Below are 26423 nucleotides of genomic sequence, written 5' to 3' on the forward strand. Positions count from 1 at the left end.
GTCTCTCCGGCGGCATCAACCCCGTGGAGTTGGAAGAGATGCTTGGACGTGTCCATGCCGATGCGCGTAATCTCGTTCATTGGGCGGCTCCTTCGATGTGTTGGGACCATCATCTTGGCGCAAAACGGCGCCGGATGGGGGCCGTCCACCCCAACGGGAACCAATGGCGCCCTCAGCGGATATTTGTCGCACATGCCCCTCCCCGCGTCTTCCCGGACGAGGCCGAAGGCCGACGATCCGGGACCGGGGAGGCACGGCGGTTGCGGTGTCTTTTGGGAGTGCCTTCGCGAGGCCCTCGGCTCGCCGGTCCCGGGTCGCGGCTGCGCCTTGCCCGGGATGACGAAAAGAGAGGATTGCGCCCGGGAGGACGCACGGAGACGGACGAGCGCGGAAGGGGCGCGGAAAGGCGCGCCGTCCGGAAGGACGAAACGCGAGGGTGGAGCGAAATGCGCGCCCCTCACCCGGCCCGGGGCAGCCAGTCGGCGAGGCGGTCGACAGCCTCGGCGATGACGGCATGGTCGCCGGCGAAGGAAAAGCGCATGTAGGAGCGGCCGTTGACCGGGTCGAAATCCGGGCCCGGCGTTGCCGCGATGCCGGCCTCCTCCAGCATCCGCGAGGCGAAGGCGAGACTGTCATTGGCGAAGGGACGGATGCCGGCATAGAGATAGAAGGCGCCGTCGACGGGGAGCAGTTCGGTGAAGCCGAGCGTCGGCATGCGCTCCAGCAACAGCGCGCGGTTGCGGGCATAGCCGGCCTTCACCGCCTCCAGCTCGTCGCGTGCGCCGAAGGCCGCGGCCGCGGCCCGCTGCGACAGTTCCGGCGGCGAGATGTAGAGGCTCTGGGCGATGCGCTCGACCGGGCGCACCAGATCCTCCGGCAGCACCATCCAGCCGATGCGCCAGCCAGTCATGCAGTAGTATTTCGAGAAACTGTTGATGACGATGGCCTTGTTCGTGAAGGACAGCGCCGTCTCCTGCTCGCCGTCAAAAACAAGGCCGTGATAGATCTCGTCGGAGATGAAGCGGATATCGAGCGCCTCGCAGGCATCGCTCAAGGCCTTCAGCGCCTGCGGCGTCGTCATCGTGCCGGTGGGATTGGCCGGAGAGGCGACCAGCACGCCCTTGAGCGGACCCTCGCGATGGGCGGCCTCCAGCAGCTCCGGCGTCAGGGCCCAGCGGGTGTCGGCGCCGACCTCGATCTCGACCGGGACGAGACCCAGCGCTTTCAGGATGTTGCGATAGGCCGGATAGCCGGGCGCGGTGATCGCCACCCTGTCGCCGACATCGAAGGCGGCGAGGAAGGCGAGGTTGAAGCCGGCCGACGAGCCGGTGGTGGCGACGATCCGCGACAGCGGCACGTCGAGACCGTGGGTGTCGCGATAATAGCCGGCGATCGCCTGCCGCAGGCCGGCGAGCCCCCGCGCCTCGGTATAGCCGATGCGCCCGCCCTCCAGCGCCGCGCGGGCCGCCGCGAGCACCGGCGTCGGCGCCGGCGCGCCGGGCTGGCCGACCTCCATGTGCAGGATGCGGGCGCCCTCCGCCTCCAGGGCATTGGCACGCGACAAAACGTCCATGGCGAGGAACGGCTCGACGTCGGACCGGCGGGAGGGATGCGGCATGGAAAGATCCTGTGTACGCTCATGACGGCAAAGTGACGGAAAACGCCCGCCTCTGCCTATCTCGCGCCGCATTTGCCGCGTCAAGACGGGTAGGCAGGCGCGCCGGAGCAGTTGACCGCCCGTCACGGGCTCCCTACCCTTCGCGCGGGCCGCTGTCGAGGCTCGCGGCGTGGGAGGAGCGGGATTTTGCCCGCCGGCCCGACTGGCAAGAGGCAGATCCGGCAGCAGGCAGATCCGGCAAGAGGCACAACAGGCAAGAGGCAGAAGATGGGGTCCTTCCGCTCGCTCGACCGAACCGGCACGGCATCGCCCGCGGTGCGCCGCACGGATGCAAGCCGCAGCCCGGCGCGCGGACTGCTGCGCCGTCTGCTGCGCCGGAGCGCCACGCTGGCGCTGGCCGGCGTGCTGGCGCTGGGGCCGGCGCTGACGCCGATGGGCACGGCCGCGCGGGCGCAGGGCAGCCTGCCCCTGGTGCGCGACGCGGAGACCGAAGCCTTGATGCGCGACTATGCCGGGCCGATCTTCGACGCCGCCGGCATCGCCCGCCAGCAGGTCGACATCATCCTGGTCAACCGCAACGATTTCAACGCCTTCGTCGCCGATGCCCGCCGCATCTTCATCAATGTCGGGGTGATCATCGACGCCGAGACGCCGGGCGAGGTGATCGGCGTGCTGGCGCATGAGATCGGCCACATCTCCGGCAACCATCTGGTGCGGCTGCGCCAGGCGCTGGCCAATGCCCAGGTGATCGCGGTGATCGGCGCGGTGCTGGGCGCCGGCGCCATCGCCGCCGGCTCCAGCTCCGGCTCAAGCGACATTGCCCAGGGCGGCGCCGGCGCCCTGACCGCCGGCGCGGGGCTGGCCCACCGCTCGCTGCTCGCCTATCGGCGCGGCGAGGAATCGGTCGCCGACCGCGCCGCCCTCACCTATCTGCAGAAGACCCGCCAGTCGGCGCGCGGCATGCTGAAGACCTTCTCGCGCTTCGCCGACCAGACCCTGTTCTCGTCCCAGTACACCGACCCTTATGCCCAGAGCCACCCGATGCCGCGCGAACGGCTGACCCAGCTCGAGACGGTGGCGCGCCAGAGCCCCTACTGGGACACGCCGGAAGACCCGCGACTGCAGGCCCGCCACGACATGGTGCGGGCCAAGCTGATCGCCTTCACCGCCCATCCGAGCACGGTGGCGCGCGACTACCCGCGCTCCGACAGCTCGCTGCCGGCCGAATACGCCCGCGCCGTCGTCACCATGCGCACGCGCAGCCGCAGCGAAGCGGTCGAGGCGATCGACAAGCTGATCCGCCGGCAGCCGGACAACCCCTATTTCCACGAGCTGAAGGGCCAGGCGCTGCTGGAATCCGGCAACCCCAAGGCGGCCATCGCGCCGTTCCGCCAGGCCTTGAGCCTGCGCCCGCGCGAGGCGCAGTTCCAGATCTGGCTCGGCTTCGCGCTGGTCGCGGCCAACGACAACGCGCTGCTGCCGGAGGCCGAGAAGATCCTCAAGGCCGGCCTACAGGTGGACGAGAACTCGCCGATCGGCCATTCGCAGCTCGCCATCGCGCTCGGCCGCCAGGGCAAGACGGCGGAGGCGGACGTGGCGACCGCGCGCGGGCTGATGGCGCGCGGCGACTTCCAGGCGGCCAAGCGCTACGCCGCCCGCGCACAAAAAAATTTGAAGCCCGGCACGCCCGCATGGCTGCAGGCCGATGATATCGTGTCCTATAAACCGCCGCAGCTTCCCGGCCGCTCGTGAGCGCAAGCGACACTGCGACGGCACCCGCCAACGAGGCCGGACCCACCCGGCCGCTGGAGACCCGAATGAAGAAACTCGTACTGGCCGCCGCCGCGACGCTGGCCCTCCTCCTGTCGCCGCTGGCGCTCGCCCAGGACACGCCGCTGTCGCGCGGCGATGTCGAGACCATCGTGCGCGACTACCTCGTCCAGAACCCGGAGGTGATCCGCGAGGCGCTGGAGGAGCTGGAGCGCCGCGAGATCGCCGCCGCCAACAAGGCCCGCTCCGACGCGCTGTCGACGGTGGCCGACATCCTGTTCGATTCCACCCGCCAGGTGGAGCTCGGCAACCGCGAGGGCGACGTCACGCTGGTCGAGTTCTTCGATTACAATTGCGGCTACTGCAAGCGCGCCATGGTCGACATGGAACGGCTGCTGAAGGAGGACGGCAAGCTGCGGATCGTCCTCAAGGAATTCCCGGTGCTGGGCCAGGGTTCGGTCGAGGCGGCGCAGGTGGCGGTCGCCGTCAACCTGGTGGCGCCGGAGAAGTATCACGACTTCCACCGCGAGCTGATGGGCCTGCGCGGCCAGGCCAACAAGGCAGCGGCGCTGGCCGCCGCGACGGCCGCCGGCATTGACGCTGCCAAGGTCGAGGAGACGCTGGGCAAGAGCGAGGTCAACACCACTCTCGAGGAGGTCTACATGCTCGCCAACCGGCTCGGCCTGACCGGCACCCCGTCCTATGTGATCGGCGACGAGGTGGTGATGGGCGCGGTCGGCTACGACCAGCTCAAGGGCAAGGTCGCGGCCATGCGCAATTGCGGCCAGGCGACCTGCTGAGCGCCGAAGCCATGGGGGCGGGCAGCGGCAAGATGAGGTCTTTTCCTCATCCCCGCTTGTCCCTATAAGAGGCGAGTATCGTGACGCGGCGCCTTGTGCGGCGCGTCGTCCCTTGCGGGCCCCGTTGCGGAGCCTTCAAGGGACCCTCAACGGGGAATCCATGTCCGCCGCCATCTATGTCCTCAACGGGCCGAACCTCAACCGGCTCGGAACACGGGAGCCTTCCACCTACGGAACGGCGACGTTGGCCGATATCGAGCGGCTGTGCCGCGATGTCGGCGAGGATCTGGACCTGGACATCGAGTTCCGCCAGACCAACCACGAGGGCGTGCTGGTCGACTGGATCCAGGAGGCGGGCGACGTCGCCCAGGGCCTGGTGATCAACCCGGCGGCCTATACCCACACCTCGGTGGCGCTTCACGACGCGATCCGGGCGGTGCAGATCCCGACCGTCGAGGTCCATCTGTCCAACGTCCATGCCCGCGAGGCGTTCCGCCACCGCTCCTACGTGTCGCCGGTCGCGCTCGGCGTGATCTGCGGCTTCGGCCCGACGGGCTACCGGCTGGCGCTGGAAGCGCTGTCGACCGTCATCCGGCCATGACCTTCGGGCGCGCGGCGCCCGATCAACCACGAAAAGACCAAGACAAGCCCATGTCGGAAAAGAAAGACCAGATCGACCAGGACCTGATTCGCCAGCTCGCGATGCTGCTCGACGAGACCAATCTGACCGAGATCGAGCTGGAGCGGGACGACTTCCGCGTCCGCGTCGCCCGTCAGGTGACGGTCGAGGCTCCGGTCTCCTTCGCCCGCGCCGCTGCCGCCGCGCCGGCGCCGGTCGTCGCCACCCCGGTCGCCGCCACCGAGGCGGCAAGCCATCCGGGCGCGGTGCTCTCGCCGATGGTCGGCACCGCCTACCGCTCGCCGGAACCGGGCGCGCGCACCTTCGTCGAGGTCGGCGACACGGTCGCCGCCGGCGACACGCTGCTGATCGTCGAAGCCATGAAGACCATGAACCAGATCCCGGCGCCGCGCGCCGGACGGGTGACCGCGATCTTTGTCGACGACGGCCAGCCGGTGGAGTACGGCGAGCCCCTCGTCGTCATCGAGTGACGGGGACCGAGCCCATGTTCACCAAGATCCTGATCGCCAACCGGGGCGAGATCGCGCTGCGGGTGCTGCGCGCGTGCAAGGAGCTTGGCATCCAGACGGTGGCCGTGCACTCGACCGCCGATGCCGATGCCATGCATGTGCGCCTTGCCGACGAGAGCGTCTGCATCGGCCCCCCGGCCGCGCGCGACAGCTATCTCAACATCCCGCAACTGCTCGCCGCCTGCGAGATCACCGGCGCCGACGCGGTGCATCCCGGCTACGGCTTCCTGTCGGAAAACGCCCGCTTCGCCGAGATCCTCGAAGCCCATGAGATCGGCTTCATCGGCCCGACCGCCGAGCATATCCGCATCATGGGCGACAAGATCGCCGCCAAGCAGACGGCGCGCGACCTCGGCATCCCGGTGGTGCCCGGCTCCGACGGCGCGGTGACGCCGGCGGACGACGCCCATGCCATCGCCCGCGAGATCGGCTATCCGGTGCTGGTCAAGGCGGCCGCCGGCGGCGGCGGACGCGGCATGAAGGTGGCGCTCAGCGAGAAGGATCTCGACACCGCGCTGTCGACGGCCCGCTCGGAAGCCAAGGCCGCCTTCGGCGACGATGCGCTCTACATGGAGAAGTATCTCGGCAAGCCGCGCCACATCGAGATCCAGGTGCTGGGCGACGGCCGGGGCAACGCCATCCACCTCGGCGAGCGCGACTGCTCGCTGCAGCGCCGCCACCAGAAGGTCTGGGAGGAAGCCCCCTCCCCGGCGCTGAACGCGGCGCAGCGCAAGGAGATCGGCGAGATCGTCGCCGCCGCCATGCGCAAGCTGAAATATCGCGGCGTCGGCACGATCGAATTCCTCTACGAGGACGGCCAGTTCTACTTCATCGAGATGAACACCCGCCTGCAGGTGGAACATCCGGTGACCGAAATGATTACCGGTATCGACCTGGTCAACGAGCAGATCCGCATCGCCTCCGGTGCCGAACTGACGCTGCGCCAGGAGGATGTGGTGTTCGAGGGCCATGCCATCGAATGCCGGATCAATGCGGAGAACCCGCGCAGCTTCGCGCCTTCGCCGGGCAAGATCACCTATTATCACCCGCCCGGGGGTCTCGGCGTGCGCGTCGATTCCGGTGTCTATCAGGGCTACCGGATCCCGCCGCATTACGACAGCCTGATTGGCAAGCTGATCGTGCATGGCCGCAACCGGGTGGAGTGCATGATGCGGCTGCGCCGCTGCCTCGACGAATTCGTCGTCGACGGCATCGAATCGACCATTCCGCTGTTTCGCGACCTGGTCGACAACCAGGACATCGCCAACGGCATGTATGACATCCACTGGCTAGAGAAATATCTCGCGGCCAAGACGGATACCTAAGAAGACGGGCACCTGAGAAGATGGGCACCTGAGGAGATGGGCGGCGACCGGCGCCGCCCGCCTTCCGACCGCCCGCCTTCCATCGTCCGCCTTCGATCGTCCGCCGAGGAAAGGCAGCCATGGGCAGGAACACCCGCGATCCGCTGGTCATCACGCCGCAGGTGCTGCTGAAGGCCTATGCCTGCGGCATCTTTCCGATGGCCGAGTCGGCCGAGGATCCGAACCTCTTCTGGATCGAGCCGGAACACCGCGGCATCCTGCCGCTCGACGGTTTCCACATCCCGCGCCGCCTGCGCCGCACCATTCGCCAGGACGTGTTCGAGATCCGCATCGACCACGACTTCCAGGGCGTGATCGACGGCTGCGCCGCCCCCACCGACGACCGCCGCAAGACCTGGATCAACAGCGAGATCCGCCGCCTCTACGGCGCGCTCTACGACATGGGCTATTGCCACACGGTGGAAGCCTGGCGCGAGGGACGGCTGGTCGGCGGGCTCTACGGCGTGTCGCTGGGCGGCGCCTTCTTCGGCGAGAGCATGTTCGCCCGCGAGCGCGATGCCTCCAAGGTGGCGCTGAGCCATCTGGTGGCGCGGCTGGTCGCCGGCGGCTACGAGTTGCTGGACGCCCAGTTCGTCACCGAGCACCTCTCCCAGTTCGGCGCGCTGGACGTGCCCAAGGCCCGCTACGACAGGCTGCTTGGCAACGCGCTCGCCCGCTATGGCGACTTCCTGACCCTGCCCGACCGGGTGAGCGGCGCGCAGGCGCTGGCCGTCATCGACGGCGCGCAGGATGACGCGGCCGGGGGCTGACCGCTTCTAAACCTCCAGGCCGAGCAGCCGCGCGACCTCTTCGGCGAGCGCGCGCGCCTCGTCCGCGCCCTTGCCGCGCGCCTCCGTCTCCAGGATCGTCAGCCCCTCGCCCATCGAGGCGGCGAAGGCCGTGCGGTTGCCGAGCCGGGCGGAGGCGACGGTGAAGCCGTTCTCGCCGATCAGCCCCATCACCTCGGCGGTCAGCGCGGCGCGCGGCGGCACGCGGTTCAGCACGACGAGAGAGTCGGTGCCCTCGCGGCGGGCGATGTCGACCGTCTGGCCGGTGGCCCACAGGTCGACCTGGGTCGGCTGCATCGGCACCAGGACGAGGTCGGCGGCCTCGATCGCCGGGCGCACGTCGGAATCGGTCTTGGGCGGCGTGTCCAGGATGACGAGACCGTGGTCGCGGGCGAGCGAGCGCGCCTCGCGGCGGGCGCCCCAGCCGCTGGAGGTGCGGAAGGTGAGCCCGGTGGCGCCGTCGCCGAGCGAGCCCTCGCGGGCCTCGTACCAGGTGCCGAGCGAACCTTGCGGGTCGATATCGACCACGGCGACCGGAAAGGCGCCGCGCGCGGCCAGCGCCACCGCAAGATGCGCCGCCAGCGTCGTCTTGCCCGAGCCGCCCTTTTGCTGCGCGACCGAAATGATACGCCCCGTCATCGTCCGCTCCCACAGGTCTCGTTCACGCTGTTGTTGCCGCCATTGTTGCATCGCAAAAAAACAAAGACAATCGTCATCGCCAGATAGCCGGCGCCGCCCCGCCGGACATGCTTCGCGGCCACTGGACCGGCTCCCGGCAAGGGCGTAAACAGGAGCGCTCCGCCTGCCGGAGCGGAGCTTCGCCGGCGCCCCGCACGCGGCCCCCCGAGAGGAGACTTTCCGTGACAGACTACGTGATTGCCCCGCCTCCGGCCGCCGATGTCGCGGTCGAGGGGACGGACGCACGCTTTCCGATCCGCCGGGTGTTCTGCGTCGGGCGCAACTATGCCGCCCATGCCCGCGAGATGGGCAAGGACCCGGACCGGGAGCCGCCGTTCTTCTTCACCAAGCCGGCCGACGCGGTGTGCGATGCCGGCGGCACCATCCCCTATCCGCCGCTGACGGCGGATCTGCATCACGAGGTGGAACTGGTCGTCGCCATCGGCCGCGGCGGGCGCGACATCGCCCCTGAGGAAGCGGAAAGCCATATCTGGGGCTACGGCATCGGCCTCGACCTGACGCGCCGCGACCTGCAGCAGCAGGCCAAGGACCTCGGCCGGCCCTGGGACTGGGGCAAGGCCTTCGACCGCTCCGCCCCGTGCTCGCCGCTGGTGCCGGCAAGCCGCATCGGCCACCCGAAGCGCGGGCGTATCGCCCTGTCGGTCAACGGCGAGCTTCGCCAGCAGGGCGATCTCGCCGACCAGATCTGGCCGGTCGCCGATATCGTCGCGATCTGCAGCGCCTCGGTGGAGCTGAAGCCGGGCGACCTGATCTTCACCGGTACCCCGGCCGGCGTCGCGGCGCTGCAGCCCGGCGACCTCGTGGAGGGCGAGATCGAGGGCGTGGCGCGGCTCAGCCTTGCCATCGGCGCGCCGCAGGACCGGGACTGACCCCATGGCCGCAGACGGAGCTCCAGTGCCTGCTCCAGCCGTCTGGACACCGCCGCGCGCGAGCACGCGCGTGGTCCTGCGCTCCCTCGCCTTCCAGGGGCTGGTGATCGCATCGCTTGTGCTGTTGCTGCCGGCCTGCCTCTTCATGATCCTGCCGCGGGCCGTGACGCGGGTCGTCGCGCGCCTCGTCGTGCATGGCTGGCTCGCCCTGCTGCGGCTGACCGTCGGGCTCGCCTACGAGGTGCGCGGGCGGGAAAACCTGCCGGAGGGGCCCTGCCTGATCGCCGCCAAGCACCAGTCGGCCTTCGAGACGCTGGCGCTGCAGGTGATCCTGACCGACCCGGCCTTCGTGCTGAAGCGCGAGCTGACGCTGATCCCGGTCGCCGGCTGGGGCATGTGGCGGCTCGGCCATATCGCCATCGACCGGAACGCCGGCGCCAGCGCCCTGATGAGCCTGATCCGCCAGGCGAAGCGGCGCATCGCCGACGGCCGGCAGGTGGTGATCTTTCCCGAAGGAACGCGCAGCGCGCCGCTCTCCGCCCCGAACTACCGTCCGGGCGTCGCCGCGCTGTACCGGGCATTGCAGGTGCCCTGCGTGCCGGTGGCGCTGAACTCCGGCCTGTTCTGGCCGCGCAACAGTCCTTGGAAGTTTCCCGGCCGCATCACCATCGAGATCCTGCCGGCGCTTGCCCCCGGACTGTCCAGCGGCGCCTTCATGGCCGAGTTGCAGCAGGCGGTGGAGCCGCGCTCGGCGGAGCTTGCCCGCGCGGCGATGGCAACGCCCCGGCCCTGACGGCTCAGGCGCCCTGGATCAGGCGCCCCGGATCAGGCGACGGGAGCGCGATCCGGCGGCGAAATCGCGGGCCATCCGATAGATCTCCGGCGCATAGAGCATGAAGTGGACGATATAGGCCGAGATGGTGACGATCTCCTGCACCGTATAGGCATAGTAGATGTCGTATTCGGGGATCGGCAGGTCCATCCCCTTGACCAGGAACAGCAGCACATAGAACCCGGCAAGGCCGGCGGTGACGAAGGCAAGGTCGCGGCGCAGGCGCGTGTAGCGCGAGCCGAGGCGCAGATAGGTCGGCCGTCCCGTGTCCGGCAGGCGCAGCAGCCGGGTGGTGAGAATGCCGCTCATCAGGATCGACAGCGCCTGGAACACGAAGAACAGGTAGCTGCCGAGCATGTGCAGGTCGTGATCGTGGCGGAAGGTCACCTGGGTGCAGATGACCATGCCCGTGGTGCCGAGCGCCTGCATCACCAGGAACACCGCCATCAGCCGCCGCAGGCTGGTCGCAACGCGCGGCAGATGGCCGGCGCGGGCCGAGATCGCCCCGAGGAAGGCAAAGGACAGCGGCACCATCGCCAGCGCGATGACGATGGCGACGGCAAGGATCGCGGCGGCGAACGGGTCGCCGATGGCCGGATCGGTAATGGCGCGGCTGACGGTCGGCGCGCTGCGCAGGATATAGTCGGGGTGGCGCTCGTAGAAGGCCCAGCGGGCCCAGACCATCATGTAGATGGCAAAGCCGGGAACAATCACCACCGGCAGCGCCGCGACCCACCCGGCGAGCCGGGCGCCGCGCGAGGCGTCCGCCGCCGCCGACCCGTCGGCCGATGCCTCCCCCGCTCTGGCTTCCAGAGACTGTTCCATGCCGTGCCGTTGCCCCGATTCTGCCTCGTCTCGCGCCCGGCTTGCGGCCCGGCCGTGTCGCCCTAGCCTTACGGACAGGACGTCAATAGTGGAGCCGCCGCGATCCCGCAAGCCGCGCGGCCAGGCGCGCGAAGGGAGGCGGCCGGCCGGCACCCGCCGGGAGGGGCGCCGGGGCGCGACCTTATTTTCACTTTCCTGCTGGAACCAAGTCGGCTTACCCCTTATGACATCGGCAAAACACGTTGCAAATCGCAGGTACGAGGCTGACATGGCACAAACGGCCGAGGGGATGGATAGCGCAACGATCGAGCGCCTGCTCGATCTGGTGGCGAAGGAAGGCATGGTCGGGCGCGAAGCCTTGGTGCCGGAAGCCAGCTTCGAGGATCTCGGCATCCAGTCCGCCGACATGGTCGTCATCCTGATGGCGATCGAGGAGGAATTCGGCGTCTATATTCCCGTCGACGGCGATCTGGCCGAGGCCAGCACGGTGGGCGACTTCCTCAAGGTGCTCGCCGCGCGGATGAAGGAAGCCGCCGCGTGACGGCGGCAGGCCGGCGCGTCGTCGTCACCGGACTGGGCGCGATCACCGCTGCCGGCTCCGGGGTGCCCGCCCTGTGGGAGGCCGCGCGCGAGGGACGCAGCGGCGTGTCGGACTTCCGCCTCGACCGCTATCCGCGCCAGCGCATCACCCGCGCCGCGCATATCGCCGGTTTCGATCCGGCCGCGCATCTGAGCGAGCAGGAGCTCAAGACCACCGACCGTTTCGCGCAGCTCGCGCTGGTCGCCGCCGCCGAGGCGCTGAAACAGGCCGGCCTCGACACGGGCGCGCCGCTCGGCCCCCGCTTCGGCGCGATCATCGGCTCGGGCATCGGCGGCTCCTGGACCACCGACGACGGGCACTATGCCTTCTACGTCACCGAGACGCGCACCGACCTGCTGACCATCGCCAAGGTGATGCCGAATGCCGCCGCCTCGCAGATCAGCATGCGCTACGGCGTGCGCGGCCCCTCGCTGGCGATCTCCAGCGCCTGCGCCTCCGGCACCCAGGCGGTCGGCTACGGCTTGCAGATGATCCGCGCCGGCATGGCCGACGCCATGCTGGTGGGCGGCAGCGAGGCGCTGCTGACGCCGGCGACCTTCCGCGCCTGGGAGGTGCTGCGGGTGATGGCGCCGGAAACCTGCCGGCCGTTCTCCGACAAGCGCAACGGCATGGTGCTGGGCGAAGGCGCCGCCGTGCTGGTGATCGAGGAGCTGGAGCACGCCTTGAAGCGCGGCGCGACGCCGCTGGCCGAGATCGCCGGCTACGGCACGACCAGCGATGCCGGCGACCTGCTGCGCCCGACGGTCGAGGGACCGGCCGCCGCCATGGCCAATGCGCTGGCCGATGCCGGCCTGACGCCGCGGGACATCGGCTATGTCAACGCCCATGGCACCGGCACGGTGCTCAACGACATTTCCGAGAGCGAGGCGCTGCGCCAGGTGTTCGGCGCCCATATCGGCGAGGTTTCCGTCTCCTCGACCAAGCCGATCCACGGCCATGCCTTGGGCGCGGCTGGCGCCATCGAACTGGTGATCACCGTCCAGGCGCTGCGCGACAACATCGCCCCGCCGACGATCAACTGGCTGGCGCCGGACCCCAAATGCCTGGCCGACCCGGTGCCCAACACCGCCCGCGCCCGGCCGATCGATGCGGCGATCAGCAATTCCTTCGCCTTCGGCGGGATCAACGCCACCATCGCCATCCGGAAGGTCTGACCGATGGGCGGAGCGGGCGACACGGGCTGGACCGGGATCGCCGAGCTGGAGCTTGCGACGGACCGTGCCACCGTCGCCGCCTTCGCCGCCGCGCTCGGGGCCCCTGCCGAGCCGGGGCCTGCCGAGCCGGTGCCGGCGACCTATGCCTTCACCGTGTTCTCGCATCCCAAGGTGCTGGCGCGGCTGGCGGACCTTGCCGCCGAGCGCGCCGCCGCGCTGGTCCACCAGGCGCAGGACTTCACCTTCCACGCGCCGCTGCAGATGGACCGCCGCTACACGGTCGCCGTCGACTGGAAGCGGCACGAGGAGCGCGCCGACCGCCTCACCCTGCGCGGCCGGGTGCGCGGCGAGAGGGAGGGCACGTTCCTGCAGGAGTTTCGCGCCGAGATCGTGCTGTTCGAGAATCGCGAGAAGGGCGCATGAGCACGCTTGCCGTCGGCCACCGCTTCGACGACACGCCGCTTGCGACCCTCGATGCGGCGGCCGTCGCCGCCTATGCGCAGGCCTCCGGCGACCGCAACCCGATCCATCTCGATGCGGCCGCCGCCCGCGCCGCCGGCCTGCCGGGACCGATCGTCCACGGCATGCTGGTGATGGGCCGCCTTGAGGGCGCGATCCGGAGCTGGCTGCCGGGCGCGCGCCTCAAAGGCCTCTCCACCCGCTTTCTGAAACCGCTGGCGGTGGGCGACGGCATTGTCATCGGCGGGCGCGTCGCCCGCGTCCGCGCGCTGGAAGACGGGGCAACGGAGCTGGTGCTGCGCCTCACCATCGCCAATGGCGCCGGCACGATGATCTGCATCGGCGAGGCGGTGATGCATTTGTCCGAAGACGGGTAGCCGCAAAGGACGGGCCGAGACAGGCGCGCTTACGCGTCTTCGGCAACGGTGGCGAGCGCGGCATCGGCCCAATCGACAATGGCCTCGACATCGGCCGGGAGCCGGGTTGCCATGTCGCCGCAGAAGTCCAGGAAGGCCGGCAGGTTGAGCCCGTTGACGCCGACGATGACCGCCATGCCGGCGGCCAGCGCCTCGGCGATCACGTCGCGAAAGCCCCTGCCCTCAGCCTCCTGCTTGCCGAACTTGTTGATCATCAGCACGTCGCCGCCGCCGGAGAGCCGGGCGGCGGTCTCGCCGACCGCCTGCTCCAGCCCCTGCGGATCGAGACGGCAGCCGCGCGCCTGCGGCCCCAGCGACTGCGAGATGCGGATCAACGGCCCGTCCGGCAGCACCTTGACGTCCATGTCGCAGGGCCGGTCGTCCTCGCAGGCGGTGTTGATCTGGACGACGCCGAGAACCCGCAGGCCCCGCCCCTCGAGCCGCCCGGCGACCCGGGCGAGCACCGTATCCATGTCGCCGCGTCCGGCAGACGTCGTGTAGGCCAGTCGCATGGTAAGGTCCGCTTCCCGTCCGCAGGCTGTCGATCCGCGCCAAGGCGGATCCTTTGCAGGGACAGGTATCGCAGACCTTCACCGGCCGAGGCAAGAGCGCCGATGCAGGGAAGCCCGTCTCACAAAGCCGGCAGCAGCGCCGCGACGGCGCGCTCGACGCCGCGAAGCTCGGCAAGGCCGCGCAGCCGGCCGATCGCCGGATAGCCCGGCGTCGACACCCGGCGCAGGTCGTCGAGCAACTGGTGGCCGTGGTCGGGCCGCATCGGCAGCACCGCGCCGCGCGCCCGCTCCAGGCGCACCACCTGCGAAATCACCGCGACCATGTCGACATCGCCGTCGAGATGGGCGGCCTCGTGGAAGCTGCGCCCGTCCGCCTCGCGCTTGGTCGCCCGCAGATGCAGGAAATGCACCCGCTCGCCGAACCGCGCCAGCATCGCCGGCAGGTCGTTCTCCGCCCGCACCCCGTAGGAGCCGGTGCAGAAGGTGAAGCCGTTGGCCGGGCTCGCCGACATCGCCGCGATGGCCGCCATGTCGGCCTCGCAGGAGACGATGCGCGGCAGGCCGAACAGCGGACGCGGCGGGTCATCCGGATGGATGGCGAGCACCGCCCCGGCCCGCTCCGCCGCCGGCAGGACGATGGCGAGGAAGGCGGCAAGCTGGCCGCGCAGGGCCGCCGCGTCGATGCCGGCATAAGCGCCGAGCCGCGCGCGGAAGCTCTCCAGCGAGTAGCTTTCCTCCGAACCCGGCAGGCCGGCGATGATCGTGTCGGTGAGCCGGGCGATCTCGGCGGCGTCCATGCCGGCATGCAGGCGGCGGGCGGCCTCGATCTCGGCCGGCGCATAGTCGGCCTCGCCCCCCTCGCGCGCCAAGATGAACAGGTCGAAGGCGGCGAAGCGCGCCTGGTCGAAGCGCAGGCAGCGGGCGCCATCGGGGAGTTCATGCGCAAGCTCGGTGCGGGTCCAGTCGAGCACCGGCATGAAATTGTAGCAGATCGTGCGCACGCCCTCGGCGGCGAGGTTCTCGACGCTTCTCGCCCAGGCCTCGGCATGGCGCTGCCAGCCGGGCGCCGCCGTCTTGATGTCCTCATGCACCGGGATGCTTTCCACCACCGCCCAGACGAGGCCGGCCGCCTCGATCATCTCGCGGCGGGCGCGGATCGCCTCGCGCGGCCACACGGTGCCGTTCGGCATGTCGTGCAGGGCCGTGACGATGCCGGTCGCGCCGGCCTGGCGGATGTCTGTGAGGGTGACCGGATCGGACGGGCCGAACCAGCGCCATGTCTGCTGCATTGCGTTCGTTCCCTCGGGCGAGGAGATGAATGGGATCGACGGCGGCGGTCAGGTGCTTGCGGCGGCGACCGGCCCGCTGTCGAAGAGGTAGCCGTCGAACTGCGGATCATCGACATCCGACAGTTCGAGCAGGGTCTGGCGGACGTTTTCCAGGTGCTGCCACATGGCCTGGCGCGCGGCGCGCGGATCGCGGCATTGCAGGGCGGTGAGGATCGCCTGGTGATCCTCCAGCCACTGGCCGCGATAGCCGCTGTCGAAGATGCGGCTGTGCAGGCGCGCCCACATCGGGCTCTGTTCGCGCTTGCGCCACAGCTCGTCGATCATGTCGACCAAGACGCTGTTCTGCGTCGCCTCGGCGATCAGGTGATGGAACAGCTCGTCGCCGGAATAGTCTTCCGACCCGGTCTCGATGGCCTTGCGCTCCATGTCCAGCGCCTGGCGCATGCGCAGGATGTCGGCCTTGGTGACGGTCGAGGCGGCGAAGGCGGCAATGCTGCTCTCCAGCACCTGCCGCGCCTGCAGCAGCTCGAACGGGCCGATATCGCCGCCGCTGGTCGGGCTCTCGCCCGACGGCAGCCGCGACACATAGATGCCGGAGCCCTTGCGGACATCGACGAAGCCCTCGATCTCCAGCATGATGACGGCCTCGCGCACCAGCGAGCGGCTGACGCCGAGTTCCTCCGACATCTGCCGTTCGGTCTTGATGCGGTCGCCGACCTTGTAGCCGCCGCTCGTCAACTCCCGCTTCAGGGCCTCCGCGACATCCTCGTAGCGCCGCTTGCCGCCCGCATCCCCGGTCATGCCATCTCCTCCCCGCCCGCCTCCGCGTCGCGGCGCTCGGCATAATAGGCCGACAGCACCGCGAAGGCGTCCTTGCGCGTCGCCTTGTCGGCGGCGATCAGGCCCTTCTTGTTGAAACCACGCTGGAAGATATTTTGCCGGCGTTCAACCCGGAAATCGTAGAGAATCCAAGGCGACATGCCCTTGACATAGGAGAGCGCACGCAGGGTCTCGATCTGCTTCTCGTAGACCTGCGTCATATAGGCTTCGCTGAACAGGCCGCGCGCCGGGGCGCCCTCGCCGATGGCGCCGTCCGCCCCCGTCTCGGAGATCACCACCGGCTTGCCCGGATCGGAATTGCGGCCGATCTCGACGAGATCCTCGAAATTCTCCTCGTACCAGCCGTAATATTCGTTGATGCCGATCACGTCGATATGCTCGGCGAGCCGGTCCTCGATGCGGTTGCGGGCGTGGTTGACGAGGCAGGCGGCCGAGGTCAGGCGCGTCGGATCGAAGGCCTTGGCGGTGTCGGCCAGCCCCTTCATGAAGTCGAGCCGCGCATCGGTGTCCGGATTCTCGTTGCCGACCGACCAGATGATGACGCTCGCCCGGTTGCGGTCGCGCTTGATCAACTCGATGAGCTGGTTGCGCGCGTCGCGATAGGTCGCCGGATTGTCGAAGGCGATCGCCCAATAGACCGGGATCTCCTCCCACAGCAGGAAGCCGAGCTCGTCGGCCAGCCGCGCCGCCATCTCGTGATGCGGATAATGGGCAAGGCGCAGGTAATTGCAGTTGAGATCGCGGGCATCGGCGAAGCGGCGGCGCAGGTCCGCCTCGCTCGTCACCTTGCCCAGTTCCCGGTCGTCCTCATGCACGGAAATGCCGCGCAGGAACAGCGAGCGGCCGTTGAGGCGGATCTCGTCGCCGACCCGCTCGATCTGGCGGAAGCCGATGCGGTCCTCGACCCGGTCGTCGCCGGCGGCAAGCGACACGGCATAGAGCTTCGGGCTCTCCGGCGACCACAGCTCCGGGCGCGCCTCGACGATGACCTCGCCGCGGCCCTCGGCATCGAGCGAAATCGCCTGGCGGATGCCGAGTTCGGCGATCTCCAGCACCGCCTCGCGCGCCCCGCCATCAACCTCGACGGCGGCGCGGATGCGGTCATAGCCGCCGTCCGGCACCAGATGCACGAAGAGGTCGCGGATCACGCTGGCCGGCGTCTCAAAGAGCGAAACCTCGCGGTAGAGGCCGCCATAGTTGAACCAGTCGGTGTTGCGCATCGGCACGCGGTCGAGCGTGCGCGTGTTGTTGACCATCAGCATCAGCCAGTTGCGGCCGGGGCGCAGGTGGCCGGTCAACTCGCAGAAGAACGGCGTCGAGCCGCCATAATGGTTGCCGAGGAAGTCGCCGTTGAGGAAGACCTTGCAGTCGTATTGGGCGGCGCCGACGCGCAGGAAGCGGCGGCCGGAGCCGAGGTCCTGCGGCATGTCGAGCGGCCGGGTGTACCAGGCGCTGCCCTCGAAGAAATACCACGTCTCTTTCAGCATCTGCCAGCAGGAGGGCACCGGCACGGTGTCGCCCTCATAGGGATCGTAGTCCCAGGGCTCGCTTCGCTCTTCCGCCGGCATCGGCTGCATGGCGAACCACTTCTGGCGCAGGCCGGTGTCGAGCAGGTCGACGCAGAAATTCCAGGCACCATTGAGGCTGACGGGCGTGCGGCCGCCGATGAAGATCATCGTCTCGTGATTGAGCGCCTGCGTGTTGTAGGGACGGTCGTAGTCCTCGTCATGCAGGGCCTGCAGGGCGTTTTCGGCAAGGGCGGAACGTTCAAGCACGAGCGAACTCCGGAACGGCCCCTCTCGTCGGGGGGTGGGGGGCAGGCGCGGACGGGGAAGATCCCGCGCCCCGGCACGAGGCCGGGACGCGGAAGGCTTTCAAAGGACGCCTTATTCGGCGGCGGCCTTGATCCGCTTGATCAGGTCGGCGACGCGCTCGGACTTGGCGGCGGCTTCCTCATGCATCGGCAGCACCTTCTCGACGAAGGGAGCCTTGTCGACCTCGATGAAGGTGACGCCGAGCTCGGACTTGGCGAGCTCGATGCCCTCGGCGACTTCCCGGTTCCAGTTGTCGCGGTGGAAGTCCATCGATTCGCGCGCGGCCTGCCGCAGTGCGGTCTGCTGCTGCTCGGTGAGCCCGTCCCAGGTCTGGGTGGAGACCATCACCACCGACGGGATCATCGTGTGCTCGTTGTTGGAATAGATCTTGGAGACCTCGCCATGGCGGGCGGTGGTCAGCGCCAGCGGGTTGTTCTCCGCGCCGTCGACGACACCCTGCTGCAGGGCGCTGTAGAGCTCGCCCCAGGCGATCGGCGTCGGGCTGGCGCCGAGCAGTTCGACCATGCGGATGGCCGACGGGCTCGGCTGCACGCGCATCTTCATGCCCTTGAGGTCGTCCGGCGTGCGGATTTCCTTGTTGGCATAGAAGGAGCGGGCACCCTCGACATAAAAGGCGATGCCGACGAAGCCCTTGTCGTGCGAGGCGGCGAGAATGTCGTCGCCGATGTCGCCGGACAGGACCTTGTAGTAGTGATCGTCGTTGGCGAAGATGAAGGGCAGGTTCAGCGCCGCGTAGGACTCCTCGAAGGCCTCCAACTCGCTGGCGTTGGAGCGGGCCATGTCGAGCGTGCCGTTCTGCATCAGCTCCATCGACTCGCGCTGGTTGCCGAGCTGGGCATTGGCATAGACGCGGATCTTGATGTCGCCGCCGGTCAGTTCGCTGACGCGCTCGGCCATGAATTCCATCGACTTGTGCAGCGGATGGTCTTCCGGATTGTTGTGGTTGAGCCGCAGCGTGCGGGCCTCGGCGGCGGACGCGAAGGCGATCAGGGCCGCGCCGGCGATGGCGGCGGCGCGAAGGGACATGCGCATGGGGTACCTCCCGGTTGTTGTCCGGCCGGAGCGGCAGTGCCGCCACCGACCTTGCGGGCCCGCGACTGGTCTGCCGGCCACACAGATTGGCCGACCAATCCAGGCCAGCTCATCCAGAGACTTCTTCAGAAGCCGGCCTCCTGTCAACCAGTTTCGGAAATTGGTTGACCAATTTTTAGAAATCGGCGATGTGAGAAGCATAAGCTCCGCGCATGCGCTGCACGGACAAGACCGGCCCGCACCGACGGGCCGCAGACGGGAGGACACCATGGCAGCCACCGGCCGTTCGGCCTCGCCAGGGGGCGTTTCGCCATGAACGCCCTGAAGACCCGGATCGACCGGATCCTCGGCCTGCTGATCGCCGCCGTCTTCGCGGTGCTCGTCGCCTGTGTCGTCTGGCAGGTCGTCTCGCGCTACGTGCTCGGCACCCCGAGCACCGTCACCGACGAGATGGCCCGTTTCCTGTTCATGTGGACCGGCCTCGTCGGCGCCGCCTATACGCTCGGCCAGGGCCGGCACCTGGCCATCGACGTGCTGCCGCTGATGGTCAGCGGTCGCGCCGCCCGCGCGCTGGCGATCCTCGTCATGCTGCTGATCGCCGGCTTCGCCGCCCTCGTCATGGTCTATGGCGGCATCCAGTTGATGTCGCGCACCCTGGCGACCGGCCAGGTCTCGCCGGCCCTGCGCATCCCCATGGGCTATGTCTACGGCGCCATCCCCTTCTCCGGCGGGATGATCCTGTTCTATTGCGCCTGGTTCCTCGTCGGCTACGCCCGCGGCGAGCCCCACCCGACCGACACCGACGCCGATACCGACGCTGATACCGATCCTGGCACGCCCGCCGGCGGCCGGCGGGACTGAGGAGCCGACCAGATGGAACTGCAGAGCGCACTCACCCTGTTCGGGTCCTTCGGGCTGCTGATGGCGGTCGGCGTGCCGATCGCCTTCGCCATCGGCATCGCCACGGTCGTGACCTTCATGCTGTTCATGACCTTCAACCAGTCGGTCTACATCACCGCCCAGCAGATGGCCTCCGGCCTCGACAGCTTCACCCTGCTGGCGATCCCCTTCTTCATCCTGGCCGGCAACATCATGAATCGCGGCGGCATCGCCCTGCGGCTGATCGAATTCGCCAAGGTGCTCGGCGGCCGGCTGCCCGGCTCGCTCGCCCATTGCAACGTGCTGGCCAACATGATGTTCGGCTCGATCTCCGGCTCGGCCGTCGCCTCGGCCGCCGCCGTCGGCGGCGTCATGGCGCCGCTGCAGAAGAAGGAGGGCTACGCCCCCTCCTACTCGGCCGCCGTCAACATCGCCTCCTGCCCCACGGGCCTGTTGATCCCGCCCTCGACCACCTTCATCGTCTATTCGCTGATCACCAACGGCACCTCGATCGCCGCGCTGTTCGTCGCCGGCTACGTGCCCGGCATCCTGATGGGCCTCGGCATCATGACGGTGGCCGGCATCATCGCCAAGAAGCGCGGCTACCCGGTCGCCCCGCGCCCGAGCCTGGACGAGGTCGTGCGCAAGACGGCCGACGCGATCCTGCCGCTCGGACTGATCTTCATCGTCATGGGCGGCATCATCGGCGGCGTCTTCACCGCCACCGAGGCCTCGGCCGCCGCCGTGGTCTACACCCTGTTCCTGGCGCTGGTCTGGTACCGCGAGATCAAGGTCTCGGACCTGCCCGGCATCATCCTGGAATCGGCCGTCACCACCTCCATCGTGCTGCTGATGATCGGCTGCTCCATCGCCATGTCCAAGGTGATGGCCTTCGCCGACATCCCCTACACGATCTCCGACATCCTGCTCGGCCTGTCGGACAACCCGATCGTGCTGCTGCTGGTCATCAACCTCGCCCTGCTCGTCGTCGGCACCTTCATGGACATGACGCCGGCGCTGCTGATCTTCACGCCGATCTTCCTGCCGGTGGTGGCGGGCCTCGGCATGGACCCGGTGCATTTCGGCGTGGTGATGACCTTCAACCTGTGCATCGGCATCTGCACCCCGCCGGTCGGCTCGGCCCTGTTCGTCGGCTGCTCGGTCGCCAAGGTCTCGATCGGCGACGTGCTGAAGCCGCTGCTGCCCTTCTACGGCGTGCTGATCGCGATGCTGCTGCTGGTCACCTTCGTGCCCGAGCTGAGCCTCGCCCTGCCCCGCCTCCTGCTCGGATACTGATCCGCGGAGCCAGACAATGAAACCGCTGAAGACCTTCCGCCTCGAACGCCGATTCGAGGACGGCATCGACCTTCGCGTCGATGGCCGCCACCTGATGACCGTCTTCGTCCTCGACGAGGCGCTCTTTCGCGTCACCCTGCGCAAGGACGGCGCGTTCCGCCTGCCGCGGAGCTGGAGCGTCGCGCCGGAGCTTGCCCGTGGCGGCGCCGACGTGCCGTGGCAGGGCCGCGACCGGCTCGACCTGTCCGGCCATCCCTGCCCTCCCTTCACGCTGGAGGAGACGGACGGCGGCCTGCGGCTTCAAACCTCCGTGCTGCGGCTCGACATCGCCGCCCCGCTCGCCTTCACCTGGTCGGCGCGGCAGGGCGACGGCAGGTGGGCGGTGTTCGCCGAGGAGCGTCCGACCGGCGCCGTGCTGCTGGGCCTGCGCGACCACGCCCATGCGCATTTCCTGCTGCGCCATCCGGGCGAGAAGGTCTACGGGCTCGGCGAGAAGGCCGGCGACCTGGAGCGCTCGGGCCGCCGCTTCGAGATGCGCAATCTCGACGCCATGGGCTATGACGCGCGCAGCACCGACCCGCTCTACAAGCACATCCCCTTCACCGTGACCCGCACGCCGCAGGCCGGCAGCTTCGGCCTCTTCCACGACAATCTGGCGGGGTGCTGGTTCGACCTCGGCAACGAGCTCGACAATTACCACCGCCCTTACCGGGCCTACCGCGCCGCCGACGGCGATCTCGACTATTACATGAGCTGGGCTCCGGACGTGCTCGGCATCGTCAAGCGGCATGTCGAGCTGACCGGCGGCACCGCCTTCCCGCCGCTGTGGACGCTCGGCTATTCCGGCTCGACCATGCATTACACCGATGCTGAGAACGCGCAGGAACAGCTTCAGGGCTTCGTCCGGCTGATCGAGGAACACGACATCCCCTGCGACAGTTTCCAGCTCTCCTCCGGCTACACCTCGATCGGGGCGAAGCGCTACGTATTCAACTGGAACCAGGCCAAGGTGCCGGACCCCAAGGCGATGTCGGCGAGTTTCGCGGGGGCCGGCCTGCATCTCGCCGCCAACATCAAGCCCTGCCTGCTGCAGGACCATCCGCGCTATACGGAAGCGGCCGAAGCGGGCCTGTTCGTGCGCGACAGCGAGACCGGCGCGCCGGAGCGCTCGTCCTTCTGGGACGACGAGGGCTCGCATCTCGACTTCACCAACCCGGCGACGGTGCGCTGGTGGCAGGACAACGTCACCGCCAAGCTGCTCGACAACGGCATCGGCTCGACCTGGAACGACAACAACGAATACGAGGTGTGGGACGCGCAGGCGCGCTGCCACGGCTTCGGCGAGGAGATCGACATCGGCCTGATCCGCCCGCTGATGCCGGTGCTGATGACGCGGGCCAGCCGCGAGGCGCAACTGGCGCATGCCCCGCACCGGCGGCCCTATCTGATCTCGCGCTCCGGCGCGCCGGGCCTGCAGCGCTACGCCCAGACCTGGTCCGGCGACAACCGCACCGACTGGGCGACGCTGCGCTACAACATCCGCATGGGCCTCGGCATGTCACTGTCCGGCCTCTACAATATCGGCCATGACGTCGGCGGCTTCGCCGGCCCCCGGCCCGATCCGGAACTGTTCGTCCGCTGGGTGCAGAACGGCATCTTCCACCCGCGCTTCACCATCCATTCCTGGAACGACGACGGCACGGTCAACGAACCCTGGATGTATCCGCAGGTGACCGACCTGGTGCGCGAGGCGATCCGCTTCCGCTACCGGCTCGTCCCCTATCTCTACACCGCCCTGCACCAGGCGGTGGACGCGCATGAACCGATGCTGCGCCCGACCTTCCTCGACCACGAGCACGATCCGCGCTGCTTCGAGGAATGCGACGAGTTCCTGATCGGCCGCGATCTCCTGGTCGCCAGCGTCGTCGATCCGGGCGCGGCGGAGCGCCGCCTCTACCTGCCGGACAACGGCAGCGGCTGGTGGGACTTCTGGACCGGCACCTGGCATGCCGGCGGCCGCGAGGTGACGGTGCCGGTGACGCTCGCCTCCATGCCGCTCTTCGTGCGCGCCGGCGCGGTGCTGCCGCTCGCCGAGGATCTCTCGCGCGCCGACGCCGCGCGCGACACGCAGCGCACGCTGGCGCTTTTCCCCGCGCCCGGCACCCATGCCGGTGTCAGCCTCGAATATGCTGATGACGGCCTGACCGTCGACGCGGCCCATGCCCTGACCCGCATGGAACTGGCAAGCGATGCGCAAGGCCTGCGCCTGTCGCTGTCGCGCAGCGGAGACTACCGCCCGGCCTTCGACGCGGTGACCCTGGTGCTGCCGGCCGGCGAGACCCGCCCGCTCACCGTCAACGGGCGCAAGGCCGCGTCCGGCGACAGCGTATCCCTTGCCGGAGACTGAGATGCCGCATCCCGCAAGCACACCCGCGGGCGATGCCGCGCGCATCGTCCATCCGATCCACGACCGCAGCACCTTGCGCGGCCGCATCCTGCATCTCGGCTTCGGCGCCTTCGCCCGCGCCTTCCTGTCGACCATCCTCGACGAGACGCTGGACGCGATGTCGGCCGACGGCGAGGCCGATTGGGGCCCGGATTGGGGCCCAGATTGGGGAATGATCGCGGTGCGGCTCAACTCCGGCGTCGAGGAGCTCGACGCGCTGGAGGCGGCCGAGTTGCATCACTGGGTGGTCGCGGCCGACGACAGCGGCATGACGGCGCGGCGCGTCGAGGCGCTGGCCGGCACCTGCCATCCGCTGCGCGACGGCGCCGAGGCGCTGTTTGCGCGCTTCGCCTCGCCGGAGCTTTCCATCGTCACGCTGACCATCACCGAAAAGGGCTACTGTTCGCGCGGCGGCCGGCTCGACACCGAGCACGCGGGCATCCGCCGGGATCTCGCCGCGCCCAAAACCCCGCAGACCGCTGTCGGCGTGCTGGTCGAGGGGCTGGCGCGGCGGCGGCAGGCCGGCCTTGGCGGCCTCACGCTGCTGTCCTGCGACAACCTGCCGGAAAACGGCGCCGTCTGCCGCGCGGTGGTGGAGGAGTTCGCCGCCCGCCGCGATCCGGCGCTGGCCGAGTGGATCGCCGCCAACGTCACCTTCCCCTGCACCATGGTCGACCGGATCGTGCCGGCGCTGGACGAGGACGGGCGGGCGCTGCTCGCGGAACTCGGGCTCGGCGGCGCGCCGGGCATCGTCTGCGAGCCCTTCCGGCAATGGGTGATCGAGGACGACTTCGCCGCCGGACGTCCGCCGTTTGAGCTGGCCGGCGCCGAATTCGTCGCCGACGTGCGCCCCTTCGAGGAGATGAAGCTGCGCATGCTCAACGGCAGCCACTCCTTTCTCGCCTATCTCGGCGCGCTGGCCGGCCGGCGCACCATCTCCGACTGCATGGCCGATCCGCTGCTGGCCGGCGCCGCGCGCGGGCTGATGCTGGCCGAACAGGCGCCGACCCTGTCGATGCCGCAGGGCGTCGACCTTGCCGCCTATGCCGAGGCGCTGCTCGCCCGCTTCGCCAACAGCCGGCTGAAGCACCGCACCACCCAGATCGCCACCGACGGCAGCCAGAAGCTGCCGCAGCGCCTGCTCGCCCCGATCCGCCATCACCTGGAGGCCGGCACGCCCTGGCCGCGCCTGGCGCTCGGCATCGCCGGCTGGCTGGCCTATTGCCGGGGCGTGGCGCAGGACGGTACGCCGCTGCCGCTGAACGACCCGCTGGCCGAACGCATCCGCGCCATCTCGCAGGCGGCCGGCGACGAGCGCGCCTATCTGCGTCAGATGCTGTCCTTGCGCGAGGTTTTCGCTGCCGAGCTTGCCGGACGGGCGGACTTTGCCGACGCCATCGCGGCGGCCTATCTGGAACTGCGCGAGCACGGGGTAGAGGCCGCCCTTGCCCGCCTTGCCGAGATCCCGCAGGAGAGCGAGCGGTGAAGACCTTCCTTGGAGACGATTTCCTGCTGTCGAGCGACAGCGCCGCCTGGCTTTATCACGAGGTCGCGGCCCCCCTGTCGATCGTCGACTACCACAACCACCTGCCGCCGGCCGACATCGCCGCCGACACGCGCTGGGACACGCTCGGCCGGATCTGGCTGGAGGGCGACCACTACAAGTGGCGGGCGATGCGCTGGGCCGGCATCGACGAACGGCTGATCACCGGCGAGGCGGATTTCCGCGAGAAATATCAGGCCTTCGCCGCCGCCATGCCGCGCTTCGCCGGCAACCCGCTCTATCACTGGTCGCACCTGGAACTGGCCCGCTGTTTCGGCATGGTCGGCGTGGTGCTCGACGCCCGCAGCGCCGACGCGGTGTGGGACGAGGCCAACCGCCAGCTCGCCGCGCCCAGCCACTCCGCCCGCGGCCTGCTGCGCGCCATGAAGGTCGAACTGGTCGGCACCACCGACGATCCCTGCGACACGCTGGAGCACCACATCGCGCTGAAGGGCGATGCGGCGCTCGGCTTCCGGATGGTGCCGAGCTTCCGGCCCGACCGGGCCTTCAAGATCGAGCTCGACGGCTTTCCCGCCTATCTGGAGCGGCTCGGCGAGGTGGCGGGCACGGCGATCCGCAGTTTCGAGGATCTGATCGGCGCGCTGACCGCCCGGCTCGACCATTTCGTCGCCGCCGGCTGCCGGGCGAGCGACCACGGCATCGAGATCCTGCGCCAGGGCCGCGACAGCGGCGCCGCCCGGCTCGACGCGATCCTTGCCAAGCGGCTGGCGGGCGGAGCGCTCGCCGAGGACGAGGTCGCCGACTTCCAGACCTCGGTGCTGCTGGCACTGGGGCGCGCCTATGCCAGCCGAAACCTCGTCATGCAGCTCCATATCGGCGCGATCCGCAACACCCGTTCGCGCCTGTTCGCCGGCATCGGCCCGGATGCGGGCGGCGATTCCATCGCCGACCTGCCGCTGGCCGGCCCGCTCAACGCCCTGCTCGACGGGCTCGACCGCACCGGCGAACTGCCGCGCACGATCCTTTACTGCCTCGATCCGACGCGCAACGAGGTGATCGTCACCACCGCCGGCAATTTCCAGGACGGCACGGTGGCGGGCAAGGTGCAGGCCGGCTCCGGCTGGTGGTTCAACGACCAGCTCGACGGCATGGCGCGGCAGATGACTCAGCTCGCGCAGATGGGGCTGCTGTCGACCTTTGTCGGCATGCTGACCGACAGCCGCTCGTTCCTCTCCTTCCCGCGCCACGAATATTTCCGCCGCCTGCTCTGCGACATGATCGGCGGATGGCTGGACCAGGGCCTGATGCCGCCCGACCGGGAGATGGCGGCCGGCCTCGTCGCCGACATCTGCTACGGCAATGCCAGGCGCTGGTTCGTCGATCCGGCGTGACAGGATAGCGGCGTAACCTGCTGACTTACCTCATCTTCAAGACGTTCAAAGGGCC

General features: G+C 69.1%; 25 protein-coding genes and 1 pseudogene. 17 read left to right on the forward strand and 9 right to left on the reverse strand.

Annotated features, from left to right (window positions below):
• Positions 1-194: pseudogene (locus TSB10GB4_RS23645) on the reverse strand (hypothetical protein); the annotation flags it as partial.
• Positions 195-457: 263 nt separating this feature from the next.
• Entirely contained in the window at positions 458-1618 is a 1161-nt protein-coding gene (locus TSB10GB4_RS07410; RefSeq protein WP_186395204.1) for a pyridoxal phosphate-dependent aminotransferase, read from the reverse strand.
• Positions 1619-1885: 267 nt separating this feature from the next.
• Here TSB10GB4_RS07410 and TSB10GB4_RS07415 point away from each other — a divergent pair, with 267 nt between their 5' ends.
• The 6 genes from TSB10GB4_RS07415 (at position 1886) to aat (ending at position 7471) form a co-directional block, all read left to right on the forward strand.
• Entirely contained in the window at positions 1886-3370 is a 1485-nt protein-coding gene (locus tag TSB10GB4_RS07415; RefSeq protein ID WP_186395205.1) for a M48 family metalloprotease, read from the forward strand.
• A 65-nt stretch (positions 3371-3435) separates the two neighbouring features.
• Positions 3436-4188, forward strand: a complete 753-nt coding sequence (locus TSB10GB4_RS07420) for a DsbA family protein (RefSeq protein ID WP_186395206.1) — start codon at positions 3436-3438, stop codon at positions 4186-4188.
• 160 nt (positions 4189-4348) lie between these two features.
• Positions 4349-4789, forward strand: a complete 441-nt coding sequence (aroQ, locus tag TSB10GB4_RS07425) for a type II 3-dehydroquinate dehydratase (protein WP_186389263.1) — start codon at positions 4349-4351, stop codon at positions 4787-4789.
• 50 nt (positions 4790-4839) lie between these two features.
• A complete protein-coding gene (gene accB / locus TSB10GB4_RS07430) occupies positions 4840-5298 on the forward strand; it encodes an acetyl-CoA carboxylase biotin carboxyl carrier protein (RefSeq protein WP_186395207.1) in 459 nt (152 codons plus the stop codon).
• Between the two features lie 14 nt (positions 5299-5312).
• Positions 5313-6662, forward strand: a complete 1350-nt coding sequence (accC, locus tag TSB10GB4_RS07435) for an acetyl-CoA carboxylase biotin carboxylase subunit (protein WP_186395208.1) — start codon at positions 5313-5315, stop codon at positions 6660-6662.
• Positions 6663-6781: 119 nt separating this feature from the next.
• On the forward strand, positions 6782-7471 hold the full coding sequence (aat, locus tag TSB10GB4_RS07440) for a leucyl/phenylalanyl-tRNA--protein transferase (RefSeq protein WP_186395209.1): 690 nt from the start codon (positions 6782-6784) through the stop codon (positions 7469-7471).
• 6 nt (positions 7472-7477) lie between these two features.
• Here aat and parA read toward each other — a convergent pair whose 3' ends face one another.
• Entirely contained in the window at positions 7478-8128 is a 651-nt protein-coding gene (parA, locus tag TSB10GB4_RS07445; protein ID WP_186395210.1) for a ParA family partition ATPase, read from the reverse strand.
• 221 nt (positions 8129-8349) lie between these two features.
• Between parA and TSB10GB4_RS07450 the strand changes: the two genes are divergently transcribed.
• Positions 8350-9057: a fumarylacetoacetate hydrolase family protein gene (locus TSB10GB4_RS07450; protein ID WP_186395211.1), complete on the forward strand. Its 708-nt coding sequence runs from the start codon at positions 8350-8352 to the stop codon at positions 9055-9057.
• A 70-nt stretch (positions 9058-9127) separates the two neighbouring features.
• Positions 9128-9850, forward strand: coding sequence for a 1-acyl-sn-glycerol-3-phosphate acyltransferase (locus tag TSB10GB4_RS07455; protein ID WP_208984554.1), 723 nt, complete (start codon positions 9128-9130; stop codon positions 9848-9850).
• Between the two features lie 18 nt (positions 9851-9868).
• Here the strand turns inward: TSB10GB4_RS07455 and TSB10GB4_RS07460 are convergent, their stop codons facing one another.
• Complete coding sequence (locus TSB10GB4_RS07460) at positions 9869-10714, reverse strand: hypothetical protein (RefSeq protein WP_186395213.1); 846 nt, start codon at positions 10712-10714, stop codon at positions 9869-9871.
• A gap of 268 nt (positions 10715-10982) precedes the next feature.
• Between TSB10GB4_RS07460 and TSB10GB4_RS07465 the strand changes: the two genes are divergently transcribed.
• The 4 genes from TSB10GB4_RS07465 to TSB10GB4_RS07480 are packed head-to-tail and all read left to right on the forward strand — an operon-like array spanning position 10983 to position 13305.
• Positions 10983-11255, forward strand: coding sequence for a phosphopantetheine-binding protein (locus TSB10GB4_RS07465; protein ID WP_186389255.1), 273 nt, complete (start codon positions 10983-10985; stop codon positions 11253-11255).
• Positions 11252-12469 (forward strand): beta-ketoacyl synthase, encoded by a 1218-nt coding sequence (locus TSB10GB4_RS07470; protein WP_186395214.1) that lies wholly within the window; start codon positions 11252-11254, stop codon positions 12467-12469. Before TSB10GB4_RS07465 ends, TSB10GB4_RS07470 begins: the two co-directional genes overlap by 4 nt.
• Positions 12470-12472: 3 nt before the next feature.
• Positions 12473-12892 carry a hypothetical protein gene (locus TSB10GB4_RS07475; RefSeq protein ID WP_186395215.1) on the forward strand — a complete coding sequence of 140 codons (420 nt, stop codon included), beginning with the start codon at positions 12473-12475 and terminating at the stop codon, positions 12890-12892.
• Positions 12889-13305: a MaoC/PaaZ C-terminal domain-containing protein gene (locus tag TSB10GB4_RS07480; protein ID WP_186395216.1), complete on the forward strand. Its 417-nt coding sequence runs from the start codon at positions 12889-12891 to the stop codon at positions 13303-13305. The genes TSB10GB4_RS07475 and TSB10GB4_RS07480 overlap by 4 nt, the downstream gene beginning before the upstream one ends.
• A gap of 29 nt (positions 13306-13334) precedes the next feature.
• On the opposite strand, the gene TSB10GB4_RS07485 is transcribed toward TSB10GB4_RS07480, so the two are convergent.
• The 5 genes from TSB10GB4_RS07485 to TSB10GB4_RS07505 all read right to left on the reverse strand — a co-directional run bounded on the left by TSB10GB4_RS07485 (position 13335) and on the right by TSB10GB4_RS07505 (position 18852).
• Positions 13335-13856 (reverse strand): DUF2478 domain-containing protein, encoded by a 522-nt coding sequence (locus TSB10GB4_RS07485; RefSeq protein WP_186395217.1) that lies wholly within the window; start codon positions 13854-13856, stop codon positions 13335-13337.
• 119 nt (positions 13857-13975) lie between these two features.
• On the reverse strand, positions 13976-15145 hold the full coding sequence (uxuA, locus tag TSB10GB4_RS07490) for a mannonate dehydratase (protein WP_186395218.1): 1170 nt from the start codon (positions 15143-15145) through the stop codon (positions 13976-13978).
• A gap of 48 nt (positions 15146-15193) precedes the next feature.
• The gene (locus tag TSB10GB4_RS07495) at positions 15194-15946 is read right to left on the reverse strand and encodes an FCD domain-containing protein (protein WP_186389249.1); all 753 of its coding nucleotides are present in this window, start codon (positions 15944-15946) and stop codon (positions 15194-15196) included.
• Positions 15943-17760 (reverse strand): glycoside hydrolase family 2 protein, encoded by a 1818-nt coding sequence (locus tag TSB10GB4_RS07500; protein ID WP_186395219.1) that lies wholly within the window; start codon positions 17758-17760, stop codon positions 15943-15945. The genes TSB10GB4_RS07495 and TSB10GB4_RS07500 overlap by 4 nt, the downstream gene beginning before the upstream one ends.
• Before the next feature lie 111 nt (positions 17761-17871).
• The gene (locus tag TSB10GB4_RS07505; protein ID WP_186395220.1) at positions 17872-18852 is read right to left on the reverse strand and encodes a TRAP transporter substrate-binding protein; all 981 of its coding nucleotides are present in this window, start codon (positions 18850-18852) and stop codon (positions 17872-17874) included.
• Between the two features lie 312 nt (positions 18853-19164).
• On the opposite strand from TSB10GB4_RS07505, the gene TSB10GB4_RS07510 reads away from it, so the two are divergent.
• The 5 genes from TSB10GB4_RS07510 to uxaC are packed head-to-tail and all read left to right on the forward strand — an operon-like array spanning position 19165 to position 26368.
• The gene (locus TSB10GB4_RS07510; RefSeq protein WP_186395221.1) at positions 19165-19713 is read left to right on the forward strand and encodes a TRAP transporter small permease; all 549 of its coding nucleotides are present in this window, start codon (positions 19165-19167) and stop codon (positions 19711-19713) included.
• 12 nt (positions 19714-19725) lie between these two features.
• A complete protein-coding gene (locus tag TSB10GB4_RS07515) occupies positions 19726-21027 on the forward strand; it encodes a TRAP transporter large permease (protein WP_186395222.1) in 1302 nt (433 codons plus the stop codon).
• Between the two features lie 16 nt (positions 21028-21043).
• Positions 21044-23434 carry a TIM-barrel domain-containing protein gene (locus TSB10GB4_RS07520; protein WP_186395223.1) on the forward strand — a complete coding sequence of 797 codons (2391 nt, stop codon included), beginning with the start codon at positions 21044-21046 and terminating at the stop codon, positions 23432-23434.
• 1 nt (position 23435) lies between these two features.
• Positions 23436-24959, forward strand: a complete 1524-nt coding sequence (locus TSB10GB4_RS07525) for a mannitol dehydrogenase family protein (protein WP_186395224.1) — start codon at positions 23436-23438, stop codon at positions 24957-24959.
• The gene (uxaC, locus tag TSB10GB4_RS07530; RefSeq protein ID WP_186395225.1) at positions 24956-26368 is read left to right on the forward strand and encodes a glucuronate isomerase; all 1413 of its coding nucleotides are present in this window, start codon (positions 24956-24958) and stop codon (positions 26366-26368) included. Before TSB10GB4_RS07525 ends, uxaC begins: the two co-directional genes overlap by 4 nt.
• Positions 26369-26423 lie beyond the last annotated feature (55 nt).

This window comes from Stappia sp. TSB10GB4 (assembly GCF_900185745.1).
GTDB lineage: Bacteria > Pseudomonadota > Alphaproteobacteria > Rhizobiales > Stappiaceae > Stappia.